The following is a 14,847-nucleotide window of genomic DNA, read 5'->3' on the forward strand; positions in this document are numbered from 1 at the left end:
GCCGGGCGCCCGGCATCCACGCCCCACAGGCTCCGCGTCAGACCGAGAAGTACTTCGCCTCGGGGTGGTGGAAGACGAACGCGTCGGTGGACTGCTCGGGGTGCAGCTGCAGCTCGTCGCTGAGCTCGACGCCCATGCGCTCGGGGCGCAGCAGCTCGACGACCTTGCGGCGGTCCTCCATGTCGGGGCACGCCGGGTACCCGAGCGAGAAGCGGGCGCCGCGGTACTCGAGCTTGAACAGGCCCGCGGTGTCGGTCGGGTCCTCGTCCGAGAAGCCGAGCTCGGAGCGGATGCGGGCGTGCCAGAACTCGGCGAGCGCCTCGGTCAGCTGCATGACCAGGCCGTTGAGCTCGTAGTAGTCGCGGTACCTGTTCTCGGCGAACAGCGTCGACGTGACCTTGTCGATCGCCGCTCCGGCGGTGACGAGCTGCACGGGCAGCACGTCCACCTGGCCCGACTCGCGCGAGCGCACGAAGTCCGCGAGGTTCAGGTGGCGGTCGCGACGCTGGCGCGGGAAGTGGAAGCGCAGCCGGTCGGTGCCGATCGGGCCGCCCGAGCCGCCGTCGGGCGCGAGAAGACCGGGCACGCCCAGCACGCCGGTCGGATCGTCGGCGTGGTGCAGCACCACGACGTCGTCGCCCTCCGACACCACCGGGAAGTACCCGTAGGCCACCGACGCGTCGAGCATGCCCTCGCCGAGGATGCGGTCGAGCCAGTAGCGCAGCCGCGGCCGGCCCTCGGTCTCGACCAGCTGCTCGTAGCTGAGGCCATCCTCGCCGCGGCCGGGCTTCAGGCCCCACTGGCCCATGAACGTCGCACGCTCGTCGAGGAACGCGGCGTAGTCCTGCAGCGCGATGCCGCGGACGATGCGCGTGCCCCAGAACGGCGGGGCGGGCACGGGGTTGTCGGCGGCGACGTCGGACCGGACGGGCATCGCCTCGGGCTCGGTCAGCGTGAGCTTCGAGCCGGCCGCGTGCCGGCGCTTCTTGAGCTCGGGGAGACCGACGGAGTCCGGCGCAGCGCCACGGGCGATCTTGACGAGCGGCTCCATGAGCGCGAGCCCCTCGAACGCGTCGCGGGCGTAGCGCACCTCGCCGTCGAACAGGCTCGCGAGGTCGTCCTCGACGTAGGCGCGGGTCAGCGCCGCGCCGCCGAGGATCACCGGCCACCTCTTGCCGAGGCCGCGGGCCGTGAGCTCCTCGAGGTTCTCCTTCATCACGACCGTCGACTTCACGAGCAGGCCCGACATGCCGATCACGTCGGCGTCGTGCTCCTCGGCGGCGGCGATGATGTCGGCGATCGGCTGCTTGATGCCGAGGTTGATCACGTCGTAGCCGTTATTGGTGAGGATGATGTCGACGAGGTTCTTGCCGATGTCGTGCACGTCGCCGCGGACCGTCGCCAGCACGATGCGGCCCTTGCCCGAGGCATCCGACTTCTCCATGTGGGGCTCCAGCAGCGCCACGGCGTTCTTCATGACCTCGGCCGACTGCAGCACGAACGGCAGCTGCATCTCGCCAGCGCCGAACCGCTCGCCCACGACCTTCATGCCCTCCAGCAGGTGGTCGTTGATGATCGCGAGCGGCGCCATCCCCTCGGCCCGCGCGAGGTCGAGGTCGGCCTCGAGCCCCTTGCCCTCGCCGTCGATGATGCGGCGCTGCAGACGCTCGCCCGTCGGAAGTGCGGCGAGCTCGGCGGCGCGCTGGTTGCGCAGCGCCGCGGTGTCGACGCCCGCGAACAGGTCGAGCATGCGCGCCAGCGGGTCGTAGGTGACGTTGCCGTCGGCGTCGTACTCGCGGCGGTCCCACACCAGGTCGAGCGCGACCTGGCGCTGCTCGTCCGAGATCGACGCGAGCGGCACGATCTTGGCGGCGTCGATGATGCCGCTCGTGAGCCCGGCCTGCACGGCCTCGTGCAGGAACGCCGAGTTCAGCACGCTGCGCGCGGCCGGGTTGAGGCCGAACGACACGTTCGAGACGCCGAGGGTCGTGTTGATGCCGGGGTACTTGGCCGAGATGCGGCGGATCGCCTCGATCGTCTCGATGGCGTCGCGGCGGGTCTCCTCCTGCCCGGTCGCGATCGGGAACGTGAGGCAGTCGACGATGATGTCGCTGACCCGCATGCCCCAGTCGCCGACGAGCTCGTCGACGAGTCGCGACGCGATGCGCTCCTTGTCGTCGGCGGTGCGCGCCTGCCCCTGCTCGTCGATCGTCAGTGCGATGACCGCGGTGCCGTGCTCCTTGACGAGGGGCATGATGCGTCCGAACCGGGATGCCGCACCGTCGCCGTCCTCGTAGTTCACGGAGTTGACGACGGGGCGACCGCCGATCAGCTCCAGGCCTGCCTGGATGACGCGCGGCTCGGTCGAGTCGACGACGAGCGGCAGCGTCGAGGCGCTCGCGAGGCGCGACACGACCTCGCGCATGTCGGCGGCGCCGTCGCGGCCGACGTAGTCGGTGCAGACGTCGAGCAGGTGCGCGCCCACGCGGATCTGGTCGCGGGCGATGTCGACGCAGTCGTCCCAGCGGCCCTCGAGCATCGCCTCGCGGAACGCCTTCGACCCGTTCGCGTTGGTGCGCTCGCCGATCGCGAGGTAGGACGCGTCCTGCTGGAACGACACGTGCTGGTACAGCGATGCCACGCCGGGGTCGAGCTCGGGGCGGCGCGCGTCGGTGCCCGCGAGCGGACGCAGGCGCTCGACGACGGCGGCGAGGTGCTCGGGCGTCGTGCCGCAGCATCCGCCGATCAGTCCGAGGCCGAACTCGCGCACGAACTGCTCGTGCGCGGTGGCGAGCTCCGCGGGCGTCAGCGGGTAGCTCGCGCCGTCGGCGCCCAGCACCGGGAGACCGGCGTTGGGCATGCACGCGATCGGCACCGTGGCGTGCTTCGACAGGTGCCGCAGGTGCTCGCTCATCTCGGTCGGGCCGGTGGCGCAGTTCAAGCCGATGGCGTCGACGCCGAGCGGCTCGATCGCGGTGAGGGCCGCGCCGATCTCGGAGCCCATGAGCATGGTGCCGGTCGTCTCGACCGTCACCTCGACGAAGATCGGAAGCCGGATGCCGCGGCTCACGATCGCCTGACGACAGCCGTTGATGGCGGCCTTGGTCTGCAGCAGGTCCTGGCTCGTCTCGACGAGGAACGCGTCGGCGCCGCCGTCGATCAGCCCCTCGGCCTGCAGCGCGAACGTCTGCTTCAGGTTGTCGTACGTGGTGTGGCCGAGACTCGGGAGCTTCGTGCCCGGTCCCATCGAGCCGAGCACCCAGCGCTCGCGGCCGTCGGCGGCCTCGGCCGCCTCGACCCGCTCGCGCGCGATCCGCGCACCCTTCTCGGCGAGTTCGGAGATGCGCTCGACGATGCCGTAGTCGTCGAGGTTCGACCAGTTCGCGCCGAACGTGTTCGTCTCGACGGCATCCACCCCCACCTCGAGGTACGCATCGTGGATCTCGCCGACGACATCCGGGCGCGACACGTTGAGGATCTCGTTGCAGCCCTCGAGCCCCTGGAAGTCGCCGTCGATCGACAGGTCATAGCGCTGCAGCATCGTGCCCATGGCGCCGTCGGCGATCACGACACGATGGCGCACAGCGTCGAGCAGACGCTCGGCGCGCGCAGGTCGCGGCACGCCGTCGATGTCGAGGGCGAAGCGGGGCGCGGCAGGAGCAAAGGTCACCCCGCGATTTTAGTCGCGCCGCCCTGCGGGTGGCCGGTTCGTGTCGAAGCCTCTGCCGCCGGCATCCCTCCGTAACGCGGTTTCTCGCCGAGCAACCATGACGTCGCCGGTGACGACGGGGTGTCTCGGCGAGAAACCGCGTTGTCGACTCAGGAGAGGAGGATGCCGGGCGTCCGGGCTTGCGGGAACGCGGGGCGTCGGGAACGCCGGGCTTGCGGGAACGCGGGCTTGCGGGAACGCCGGGCGTCGGGAACGCCGGGCGCCCGGGTCAGGCGTTCTTCGCGTCGCGCCAGCGCAGCCACGACTCGACGAGGTCGAAGTCGAAGTCGGGACCCTTGAAGCCGAAGGTGATGAGGCGCGCACCGGCGTCGTACAGCGCGTCGGCGTGCTCGACGCCGTGGCCGTACACCTCGTTCGAGATGACGAGGTTCGAGGTGTCGCGCTCCTCGCGCTCGGCCCAGCGCTCGATCACCTCGAGCTTGTGCGCGATCTCGTCGGGCCGCACGAAGCTGTGCCAGATGTCGGCGTGACGCGCGACCAGGCGCAGCGTCTTCTGCTCGCCCTTGCCGCCGATCATCACCGGGATCTTGCGGGTGGGCCGCGGGTTGAGCTTCGCCCAGCGGGCCTCGACGCGCTCCAGACCGGCGGCGAGGTCGTTCAGGCGCGAGCCCGGGGTGCCGAACTCGTACCCGTACTCCTCGTAGTCGCGCTCGAACCAGCCGGCGCCCGTCCCGAAGATGAAGCGGCCGGTGTCGCCGCCCTTGGCCGAGATGTGGTCGATCGTCCGCGCCATGTCGGCCTGCAGGTCGGCGTTGCGGTAGCTGTTGCAGTTGACCAGGGCGCCGAACTCGACGCGCTCGGTCTGCTCGGCCCAGGCGCCGAGCATGGTCCACGACTCGAAGTGCAGGCCGTCGGGGTCTCCCGACAGCGGGAAGAAGTGGTCCCAGTTGAAGAGGATGTCGACGCCGAGATCCTCGAGCCGGCGGACGGCGTCGCGGATCCCGTCGTACGGGGTGTGCTGGGGCTGGATCTGCACGCCGAAGCGCACGGGGGTGTCAAGGAGGGGCATGGGGAAAGACTAAGGCCGGCCCGGAGGGCGCTTCCCCGTTTTACGACACTGCCGGGGTGCGGATCCGATCGGGTGATCGGGTCCGCACCCGGCAGTGCTCCTCAGCTGATGGTGCGGGTCACGGCCGGCGCGCCCTCGCCGCCTTCAGTGCGGCATCCGTCGTGTCCCAGATCGCGACCGCGACGATCACGAAGCCGATGATCGTGGCGATGATGTTCTGCACAGTGGCCCCGTCGGCTCCCTCGATGATCGTCGGGAAGAAGTCGGGGTTGAGCAGCTGCCCCGTGCCGAGCAGCCACAGCGCCGGCACGGCGATGAGGAGGTTCAGGATGCCGTTCGCCACGGCCAGCGGCACGGTCCAGCGCCCGACGCCGTACACGGCGATCGCCAGCACCGCCTCCAGCGCCATGACGGCGAACAGCCCGGTGATCCACCACGGCCACAGGCCGTCGTCGAGGAACGACAGTCCGGGCTGTGTCGGGGCCAGGCCGATGAAGTGGTCCCACAGCACCACACCGGCCATGATCAGCAGGAAGGCGATCGAGGCGATCATGTCGCCGAGCCCGGCGCCGCGCTGCCGCGGTTCGGGGAGCCGGTCGGGCGTCCAGGGACCGGCATCCATCGTCTCGTGGCCTGTGCGCTCGAGGACGACGAACACGAGCGTCGTCCAGAACGCGACATGGAGGGCCGCGGTGAGCACGGCCACGACGGCCGAGCCGATCGTCTCACCCACCGTCGCGCCGCTGAGGACCTGCCCCAGCCCGACGCCGAACGCGGCGCAGGGCAGCACGATCCACAGCAGCAGCTTGAGCAGGCGCCACCAGTCGAGGTAGTAGCGCGGGCCGATCAGGTGAAGCTGGCGACCGGTGTACCCGGCGGCGAGCACGTCGGGGTCGCCGAGGTCGGTCAGCACGGCTCGCTCGGCGGACTCGGCGTCGGCGCCGTCGGCGATCCGCCCCTCGATCTGGTCGTCGATCGATCCGCGCAGCTCGGCGGCGAGGTCGGACCGCTGATCGTCCGGGACGGTCCGCATCGCGGCGTCGATGTAGCGGTCGGTGAGGCTTTCTGTGGTGTTCATGGCGTTCTCCGTGTGTCAGAGGTCGATGTCGAGGCCGTCGATCGCGGTGGCGATCGCGCGGAAGTCGTCGGTGAGTGCGCCGGCCAGCCGCCGGCCGGCATCGCTGGTGCGGTAGAACTTGCGGGGCCGCGCCTCGTCGGTGTTCCACTCGCTCGTGAGGTACCCCTGCTTCTCGAGCCGGCGCAGCAGCGGGTAGAGGGTGTTGGCATCGGTCGGGAACCCGTGGCCGCCGAGCTCTTCGAGCAGCCCGTACCCGTACCCCGGCGTCTCGAGCAGCCGCAGGCAGGCCAGCACGACGGTGCCGCGCCGCAGCTCTTGCAGGTGCGTGTCGAGGTTCTCGGTTTCGCTCATGTCTCACACTGTACTGTGCGTCACACACTATCGTCAAGTACACATTGTTCTGAAGCTCACTTGCGCTGTACGTACGCCGAAACGCGGGTTCCGCGTACAAACAGCGCAAGTGAACGGGGTGGGAGGCAGGATGGATGCGTGAGCACCGACGCACCGCTGCCCCCGCTCAGCGACATCCTCGACACCGCGCGCGTGGTCGCGCTGCCGCTCGCGACGCGGTTCCGCGGCATCGACGTGCGCGAGGCCCTGCTGTTCGAGGGACCCGAGGGCTGGTCCGAGTTCTCGCCCTTCGCCGAGTACGACGACGTCGAGTCGGCGACGTGGCTCGCCGCGGCGATCGAAGACGCGTGGATGCCGCGCCCCGCCGTCGTCCGTGACGCCGTCGGCGTCAACGCCACGGTGCCCGCCGTGGCGGCGGCCGCGGTGCCGGACGTGCTCGCGCGCTACGACGGATGCCGGACCGCCAAGGTCAAGGTCGCCGAGCCCGGTCAGCGGCCGGCCGACGACATCGCACGCGTGCGCGCCGTGCGCGAGAGCCTGGGGCCGGAGGGCCGTGTGCGCATCGACGCGAACGGCGGCTGGAACGTCGACGAGGCCGAGCGGGCACTGCACGCGCTGGCCGAGTTCGACCTCGAGTACGCCGAGCAGCCGTGCGCGGGCGTCGACGAGCTCGCGGAGCTGCGGCGCCGCGTGAAGTACATGGGCATCCCGATCGCGGCCGACGAGAGCGTGCGCAAGGCCGCCGACCCGCTCGCCGTGGCGCGCGCCGGCGCCGCGGATCTGCTCGTCGTCAAGGTGCAGCCCCTCGGCGGCGTGCGGCGCGCACTCGAGATCGTCGCCGAAGCAGGGCTCCCCGCCGTCGTGTCGAGCGCCCTCGACACGTCCGTCGGCCTGTCGATGGGCGTGGCGCTGGCAGCTGCGCTCCCCCGCCTCGACTACGACTGCGGGCTGGGCACGGCGTCGCTGTTCATCGCGGATGTCGCGGACCCGCCGCTCGCGCCGCGGGACGGGATGCTGCCGGTCGGGCGCGTGACGCCGTCACCCGCGCTGCTGGCCGATCACGCCGCGCCCGCCGGAAGGCGGCAGTGGTGGCTCGACCGCGTGACCCGCTGTCACGAGGTACTGGCCGCCGGACGCTGACTCAGACTGGGTCGACGAGAGCCGTCGCGAGCCGGGCGGTCCGCTCGTTGACGAGCGTGTGGGTCTCTTCGGGGCCGAGCCCGCTCATGACGGCGTAGGCGGCGGTGTCTTCCCAGGTCTGGATGATGAGGCCGGCGAACTCGGTGGCGGGCACCCTCAGCCGGAAGCCGTACGTCTGCGCGAGCTCTTCGATGAACGCTCCGACGCGCTCCACCAACCCGGACTGCCAGGCCACGAACGTCTGCGCCAGCCGTGGGTCGCGCATCGCACGCGTGCGGATCTCGCTCGTGAGCAGGATGCCCTGCTTCTTGTCGAACGCCGCGTCGAGCAGACGCCGGACCAGGTCGCCCGGCTCGAGCTCCTCGCCGCGGGCCTGCAGCGCCGCGACGCGCTCGGCGACCTCGTCGATCTTCTCGCCGGCGACGCGCTCGGTGAGCGCGAGCATCAGCTCGTCCTTCGTCTCGAAGTTCGAGTAGAACGCTCCGCGCGTGAATCCGGCGCGCTCGCAGATCTCCTCGACAGAGGCCGCGTCGACGCCGACCTCGGCGTAGACGAGGGCCGCGGCATCCAGCAGCTTCTGCCGTGTCGCCTCACGACGGGGGGACGTGACGGCACTGTCTGCCGTCTGGGTGTCGGTCATCGGTTCTCCTCTCCGCCAGTCTCACACGGACTACTCAGGTTCGGGCGGCGAACCCGCCTTACGATACACTCATGTATCCGATACAGCGCTGTATCGACGGTTCCCGTACCTCTCACCCTTGATCCCGGAGGAAGCGCTGTGTCGACTGTCCTGTATGCGCTCGGCCGCTGGTCGTACCGCCACCCGTGGCGCGTGCTCGTCGCCTGGCTGCTGCTGCTCGCCCTCGCCGGCGGCGGCGCCGCGCTGTTCATGAAGGGCACCGACAACTCGTTCTCGATCCCCGGCACCGAGGCCCAGGAGGGCATCGAGCTGCTGGACCGCAGCTTCCCCCAGGCCAGCGGCACGAGTGCGCAGATGGTCGTCGTCGTCGCCGACGGCGACAGCGTCACGGCCGACCCGTACAAGACCGACATCGGCGACGCCGTGTCGCAGTTCGAAGACATCGACGGCGTCATCGCCGTGACCGATCCGTACAACGAGATGGTCAGCGGCATGGTGGCCGACGACGAGTCGGCCGCGATCGTACGGCTGCAGTTCGACGGGCAGTCCACCGACGTCTCGGACGAGACCAAGTCGCAGCTGGAGGATGTCGCCGCCGACCTGCGGGACACGCTGCCCGCCGGATCGCAGGTCGCCATGGGCGGCGACCTCTTCTCGATGTCGGTGCCCGCACTCTCGCTCATCGAGGCCGTCGGCGTGCTCATCGCCCTGTTCGTGCTGATCGTCACGTTCCGCTCCTTCGCGGTGGCGTGGTTCCCGCTGGTGTCGGCGCTCATCGGCGTGGGCCTCGCGATCGCCCTCATCTACGTCTCGACCGCGTTCGCCTCGATCTCGTCGACCACGCCGATGCTCGCGATCATGCTGGGGCTCGCGGTCGGCATCGACTACGCCCTGTTCATCGTCGCCCGACATCAGGACCAGGTGCGTGCCGGCGAGGAGCCCGAGGAATCGGCAGCGCGCGCCACCGGCACCGCCGGATCCGCTGTCGTGTTCGCCGGTGTGACGGTGCTCATCGCCCTCATCGGCCTCGGCTTCGCAGGCATCCCCTTCCTCACCACGATGGGCATCGCCGCAGCCGTCGCCGTCGCGATCGCCGTGGTCGTCGCGATCACCCTCACCCCCGCGCTGCTCGGGTTCGCGAAGGAGCGCGTCGCCGGGTGGGGCCACGGCAGGAAGCGTCGGGGGATGCCGCTCCCCGGCCGTCGCACGGCCACCGCGGCCGCCGCGGCCGACGGCGCCCACGATGACGACGCGGCGCAGGACGCACCCCACGAGGCACTGCCGGCGCCGGTGGCGAAGAAGCCCAACCGCTGGGTCATGCTCGTGACGAAGCATCCCCTCATCACCACGATCGCTGTCGTCATCACGCTCGGCGTCGTGGCGATCCCGGCGGCGAGCCTGACGCTCGCACTGCCGAACGCCGGCCAGCAGCCCGCATCGAGCCAGGCCCGCCAGGCGTACGACCTGACCGCCGAGCACTTCGGCCCGGGCGCCAACGGCCCGCTCATCATGACCGGAACGATCGTCACCTCGACCGACCCGCTCGGCCTCATGGCCGACCTCAAGGCCGAGGTCGAGAAGGTGCCGGGCGTCAAGGAGGTCGCCCTGGCGACCCCGAACGAGACGGCCGACACCGGGCTCATCCAGATCGTTCCCGAGACCGCCCCCGACGACCCGGCGACCGCCGATCTCGTACGGGCGCTGCGCGACCTCGCCCCCGAGCTCAAAGACGAGTACGGCGTCGACCTGCTGGTCACCGGCTTCACCGCCGTCGGCATCGACATCTCGGACCTGCTGGGCGCCGCGCTGCTGCCCTTCGGCATCTTCGTGGTCGGCCTGTCGCTGATCCTCCTCATGATCGTGTTCCGCTCGATCTGGGTGCCCCTGACCGCCGCCCTCGGCTACCTGCTGTCGGTGCTCGCCGCGTTCGGCGTCGTCGCCGCGGTGTTCGAGTGGGGCTGGGGCGCCGACCTGCTGCACGTCGACAAGACGGGCCCGGTCATCAGCTTCATGCCGATCATCCTGATGGGCGTGCTCTTCGGGCTCGCGATGGACTACCAGGTGTTCCTGGTCAGCCGCATGCGCGAGGACTACGTGCACGCCCGCCGCGGCGCCGCGGGGCATGCCACCCGCAGCGCCCGCGACATCGCGATCGGCGCCGTCCGCTCGGGCTTCACGGCCTCGGCCCGCGTGGTCACCGCCGCCGCCGTCATCATGTTCGCGGTCTTCGCCGCGTTCGTGCCCGAGGGCGACTCCTCCATCAAGCCCATCGCCCTCGGCCTCGCGGCCGGCATCGCGATCGACGCCTTCCTCGTGCGCATGACGCTCGTGCCGGCCGTGATGGCCCTGCTCGGCGACAAGGCATGGTGGATGCCGCGATGGCTGGACCGCATCCTCCCCCACTTCGACATCGAGGGCGAGGCTGTCGAACGCGAACTGTCGCTCGCGGAGTGGCCTGAGCCGGACACGACCGCCGTGGTCGTCGGCGAGCAGGTCGGCGTGCAGGCCGACGGCGGACGCTCGCTCGGCGAGGTGGCGCTGTTCGACGGCGCGACCTTCCGGGTGGAGCCCGGCGGCACGCTGATCGCCACGGGCGACCCGCGCGCGACCCGGGCGTTCGCGCTCGTCACCGCCGGACGGCTGTCGCCCACCGACGGACGCCTGCGCGTCGCGGGGCACCTGCTGCCCGAGCGCGCGGCCTGGGTCCGCGCCCACGTCGGCCTCGCGCTGCTCGGCGACACCGACGACCGGGTCGACGGGCTGCGCCGCGCGCTGGCGGGGCGCGCCGAGCTGGTCGTGATCGACGGAGTCGACGCTCTCGACGCCGCCGAGCGCGACCAGGCCGCCGCGCTGCTGCGCGATGCGACCGCCGCCCTGGCGTCGCGCACCACCGCGGACCGGACGCCGGCCCTCACGCTGGTCCTGACCTCGCGCACCGACAGCGCCGCCCTGGCGCTGCTCGCCGACGCGCACCGCTCCGATCTGTCGACGCTGCCGCTGCAGGCCGGCGCCGCCCACACCCCCACCACCGCAGAGGTGAACGCATGACCCCGAACTGGATCACCACGGCCACCGAGCGCGCGCGCTCCCGGCGGCCCGTCACATGGTTGACGCTCGTCGGCGTGCTGCTGCTGCCGGTCGTCATCGGCGGCATCCTCGTCGCCGCGCTCTACAACCCGACCGAGCGGCTCGACAGCCTGACCGCCGCGGTCGTGAACGAGGACGAGCCCGTCACGATCGACGGTCAGATGGTGCCCCTCGGCCGCCAGCTCACCGCCGGCCTCGTCGAGGGCTCCGATGACGTCGACAGCAACCTCACGTGGACGATCTCGAACGAGGACGACGCCGCGGCGGGCCTGGCCGACGGCACGTATGCCGCCGTCATCACGATCCCCGAGAACTTCTCGGCCGCAGCGACCTCGACCCAGCCCGGCGAGACCCCCGAGAAGGCGACGATCACCGTCACGACCCCGCCAGACAGCCTCATCGTCGACGACGCCATCACCTCGCAGGTCGCCGCGGTGGCGGCATCCAGCATGGGGACGCAGCTCTCGCAGGTCTACCTCGAGAACGTCTTCCTCGGATTCACGACGCTGGGCGACCAGCTGGGCACCGCGGCCGACGGCGCGACGCAGCTCGCCGACGGCGCCACCCAGGCCGCCGACGGCGCCGCACAGCTCCCGGCCGGCATCACGCAGCTCGCCGACGGCAACGCGCAGCTCTCCAGCGGCGCGACCCAGCTCGCCGACGGCGCCGCGCAGCTCTCGGGCGGCGCCACGTCGCTGGCCGACGGCGCAGGCCAGGTCGCCGGCGGCGCGACCTCGCTCCAGTCCGGGCTGACGACCATCGCGGGCAAGACGCGCGATGCGGCCGACGGCGCGCAGCAGCTCGCAGACGGAGTGAACGCCGGCGCGACGCAGCTCGAGCAGAGCGGTCTCGTGCCCGACGAGCTGTCGGGCGCGGCCGGTGCGAGCGCCCAGGCGGCCGCAGGGGTCCTGGCGATCGCTCAGAACTGCGCCGCCAGCGGCGCGGCGCAGGCGTACTGCGACACGCTCCTGACAGCGGCGCAGGGTGTCGATGCCGCAGCCTCCGGCACCTCGGCCGGCCTCTCGCAGTTCGACACCGAGGCGACCGCCCAGTTCGTCGGGCAGTTCCGCGAGATCGGGACGAACGTGTCGACGCTCAGCGGCGGTCTCACCCAGCTCGCCGGCGGCATCGACCAGTCCGCCACAGGTGCGGGCCAGCTCGCGACCGGCGCCACGGGCATCCAGGACGGCGCGGGCCAGCTCGCGACCGGCGCGACGGGCATCCAGGACGGCGCGAACGGCCTCGCCAGCGGCGCCACCCAGCTCGCCGACGGCGCGACGCAGGCCGCGAGCGGCGCCACGACGCTCGCCGACGGCGTCGCGCAGCTGGCCGACGGCACTTCGACGCTCGCGACCGGACTGCACACCGCGGCAGACTCGCTGCCCTCGTACACGGATCAGCAGGCCACCGACCTCGCGACCGTGGTCGCCGACCCGGTCAGCGCCGACGGCGCCGACTCGTCGCTGTTCGGCGCGTCGTCGATCCCGCTCCTCGCGACGCTCGCCCTGTGGTTCGGCGGTCTCGGCACCTTCATCGCGCTGCAGGCCGTGTCGCGCCGCGCGCTGACCTCGCGCAAGTCCTCGGCCGTGCTCGCACTGCGCTCCTACGCACCGGCGGCAGGGATCGGCGCCCTGCAGGGCCTGCTCGTGGCCGGCGTCGTGCAGATCGCCGCGTCGTACTCGTGGAGCCAGTGGTGGGTGTTCGCCGGTGTGAGCGTCGTCGCAGGCATCGCGTTCGCCGCCGTCAACCAGGCCCTGGTCGCAGTGTTCGGCGGCGCCGGACGCTGGATCTCTGCCCTCGTGGGTGTGCTCGCCGTCGCGACCGGCATCGTCTCGACCGTGCCCGGCATGCTGTCGAGCATCGCCGCCCTCATGCCGACGTCGGCCGCCTACCAGGGCATGGTCGCGGCACTCACCTCGGCCGGTGGGCTCGGAGCCGCGTACGCGGGGCTGGTGATCTGGACGCTCGTCGCCCTCGTCGCCACGATGCTCGCGGTCGCCCGGCGTCGCACGACGTCGGCGCGGGCGCTGCTGAAGGCGGCACCGGTCACCGCCTGACCCGCTGCCTGACCCGCACGGACGATTCCCCGCCCCGGCCGCACCCCGCGACCGGGGCGGCGTCGTGTGCGGCATCCACTCCCCCCGCGCCGGCCTCAGCACCGGTTGCACCCGCGTGGCAGACAGGGCCAGGATCGAGGCGTGAGCTCACCCGAAGGAGCCGATCTGCCGCGCGCCGGCGCGAAACTGCCGCCGCGATGGTTCATCCGCACGGCGTGGGTGGTCCATCGCGGGCTGTACCGCGTCAGCGGCGGCCGGCTGGGGCTGCGGACCCCGACCCCCGCCGTGTGGGGGATGATGCGGCTGCACACTGTCGGGCGCCGATCGGGCAAGCCGCGCGTTGCGATCCTCGCCTATTTCGAGGACGGCGCGGACCTCGTCACGCTCGCGATGAACGGATGGGGTGATCCGCCGCCGGCATGGTGGCTCAACCTGCAGGCGGCGCCGACGGCCGAGGTCGACCTGCCGGACGGGCCGCGCGCCGTGGTCGCCCATGCGGCGACGGGGGCCGAGCGCGAGCGGCTGTGGGCCGTCTACCGCACGCTCAACGGCGGCGACGACCTCGACGTGCACGCGGCGCTGCGCAGCAGAGAGACCCCGGTCGTCGTGCTCTCGCCGGCGACTGCGGCCTCCGCCGTCTGAGCGGCGGCCGGCCGGGTCAGTTCAGGCCCGAGTAGGCGTGCAGGCCCTTGAAGAACATGTTCACGATGGTGAAGTTGAACAGCACCGCGGTGAAGCCGATGATCGACAGCCACGCCGACCGCGAGCCGCGCCAGCCGCGGGTCGCACGCGCGTGGATGTACCCGGCGTAGAGCACCCAGATCACGAAGGTCCAGACTTCCTTCGTGTCGAAGCCCCAGTAGCGGCCCCATGCATCGTTGGCCCAGATCGATCCCGCGATGAGCGTGAAGGTCCAGAAGATGAAGCCGATGATCGCGAACCGGTACGCGAGCGACTCCAGCGCGTCGGCGCTGGGCAGCGTCCGGAGGAATCCGGGGCCGGTCTTGACGGTGGTGGATGCCTCGCCCGACGCCGCGGTGGCGATCTTCCGCTCGCGTCGCGACTGCATGAGCTGCAGCACCGACAGTCCGAAGGCGAGCGCGAAGATGGCTGTCGACAGCGACGCGACGAACACGTGGATGACGAGCCACACGGACTTCAGCGGGTCGGCCAGGGGCACGATCTCGGTGTAGAACCAGATGGCCGTGCCACCCAGGAGCACCACCACGAGGCCCGTGATGAAGGTGCCGAGGAAGCGCAGGTCGTACCGGAAGAGCACGCCGAGGTACACGGCGACGATGAGCATCGTGCCGGTGAGGGCGAACTCGTACATGTTCGACCACGGCACCCGACCCGCCGCGATGCCGCGCGTGACGTCGCCGCCGACGTGGAACAGGAAGCCGAGCACCGTGAGCGCCGTGCCGATGCGCGCCCACACGAGACGCTCGCGGCGCCCGACGGGGGCGTTCAGCGCAGCTTCGGACGCGGCCTCCTGCGCGCGGAGCGCGGCGACCGATCCGGAGCCGGCCGAACCGGCAGCGACCGATCCGCCGCCGGCGGCGACGAGTTCACGCTCGCGCGCGCCGCGGGTGGCGGCATCCTTCGCAGCGGCGTCCTTCGCATCCGCGGCGACAGCTCCCCGCCGCGACAGGTCGATCGTGTACGCGATGAACGCGAGGGCATAGATCGCGATGGCCGTCCAGACCAGGAGCCGCGAGATCGAGTCGAGGTCGAAAGGCAGGGCGTCGGGCATGA

10 protein-coding genes are annotated in these 14,847 nt (G+C 71.4%); 4 read left to right on the forward strand and 6 right to left on the reverse strand.

Going from position 1 to position 14,847, the window contains the following annotated elements:
* Positions 1-37 precede the first annotated feature (37 nt).
* From metH to ABEA46_RS13645, 4 genes are all read right to left on the reverse strand, one after another.
* Complete coding sequence (gene metH, locus ABEA46_RS13630) at positions 38-3,670, reverse strand: methionine synthase (protein ID WP_345545095.1); 3,633 nt, start codon at positions 3,668-3,670, stop codon at positions 38-40.
* Positions 3,671-3,938: 268 nt separating this feature from the next.
* Positions 3,939-4,739, reverse strand: coding sequence for an LLM class F420-dependent oxidoreductase (locus ABEA46_RS13635; protein ID WP_345545096.1), 801 nt, complete (start codon positions 4,737-4,739; stop codon positions 3,939-3,941).
* A gap of 118 nt (positions 4,740-4,857) precedes the next feature.
* Positions 4,858-5,817: a permease prefix domain 1-containing protein gene (locus ABEA46_RS13640; RefSeq protein WP_345545097.1), complete on the reverse strand. Its 960-nt coding sequence runs from the start codon at positions 5,815-5,817 to the stop codon at positions 4,858-4,860.
* Positions 5,818-5,832: 15 nt separating this feature from the next.
* Positions 5,833-6,168 carry a PadR family transcriptional regulator gene (locus ABEA46_RS13645; RefSeq protein WP_345545098.1) on the reverse strand — a complete coding sequence of 112 codons (336 nt, stop codon included), beginning with the start codon at positions 6,166-6,168 and terminating at the stop codon, positions 5,833-5,835.
* A 138-nt stretch (positions 6,169-6,306) separates the two neighbouring features.
* On the opposite strand from ABEA46_RS13645, the gene ABEA46_RS13650 reads away from it, so the two are divergent.
* The gene (locus ABEA46_RS13650; protein WP_345545099.1) at positions 6,307-7,308 is read left to right on the forward strand and encodes an o-succinylbenzoate synthase; all 1,002 of its coding nucleotides are present in this window, start codon (positions 6,307-6,309) and stop codon (positions 7,306-7,308) included.
* Position 7,309: 1 nt separating this feature from the next.
* On the opposite strand, the gene ABEA46_RS13655 is transcribed toward ABEA46_RS13650, so the two are convergent.
* Complete coding sequence (locus ABEA46_RS13655) at positions 7,310-7,948, reverse strand: TetR/AcrR family transcriptional regulator (RefSeq protein ID WP_345545100.1); 639 nt, start codon at positions 7,946-7,948, stop codon at positions 7,310-7,312.
* A gap of 138 nt (positions 7,949-8,086) precedes the next feature.
* Here ABEA46_RS13655 and ABEA46_RS13660 point away from each other — a divergent pair, with 138 nt between their 5' ends.
* From ABEA46_RS13660 to ABEA46_RS13670, 3 genes are all read left to right on the forward strand, one after another.
* Positions 8,087-10,996 carry an MMPL family transporter gene (locus ABEA46_RS13660; protein ID WP_345545101.1) on the forward strand — a complete coding sequence of 970 codons (2,910 nt, stop codon included), beginning with the start codon at positions 8,087-8,089 and terminating at the stop codon, positions 10,994-10,996.
* A complete protein-coding gene (locus ABEA46_RS13665) occupies positions 10,993-13,092 on the forward strand; it encodes a YhgE/Pip family protein (protein ID WP_345545102.1) in 2,100 nt (699 codons plus the stop codon). The genes ABEA46_RS13660 and ABEA46_RS13665 overlap by 4 nt, the downstream gene beginning before the upstream one ends.
* Positions 13,093-13,233: 141 nt before the next feature.
* Positions 13,234-13,734: a nitroreductase/quinone reductase family protein gene (locus ABEA46_RS13670; protein WP_345545103.1), complete on the forward strand. Its 501-nt coding sequence runs from the start codon at positions 13,234-13,236 to the stop codon at positions 13,732-13,734.
* Positions 13,735-13,750: 16 nt separating this feature from the next.
* On the opposite strand, the gene ccsB is transcribed toward ABEA46_RS13670, so the two are convergent.
* Entirely contained in the window at positions 13,751-14,845 is a 1,095-nt protein-coding gene (gene ccsB, locus ABEA46_RS13675) for a c-type cytochrome biogenesis protein CcsB (protein ID WP_345545104.1), read from the reverse strand.
* Between the last annotated feature and the right edge of the window lie 2 nt (positions 14,846-14,847).

Source organism: Microbacterium jejuense (genome assembly GCF_039544225.1).
GTDB classification, from domain to species: domain Bacteria; phylum Actinomycetota; class Actinomycetes; order Actinomycetales; family Microbacteriaceae; genus Microbacterium; species Microbacterium jejuense.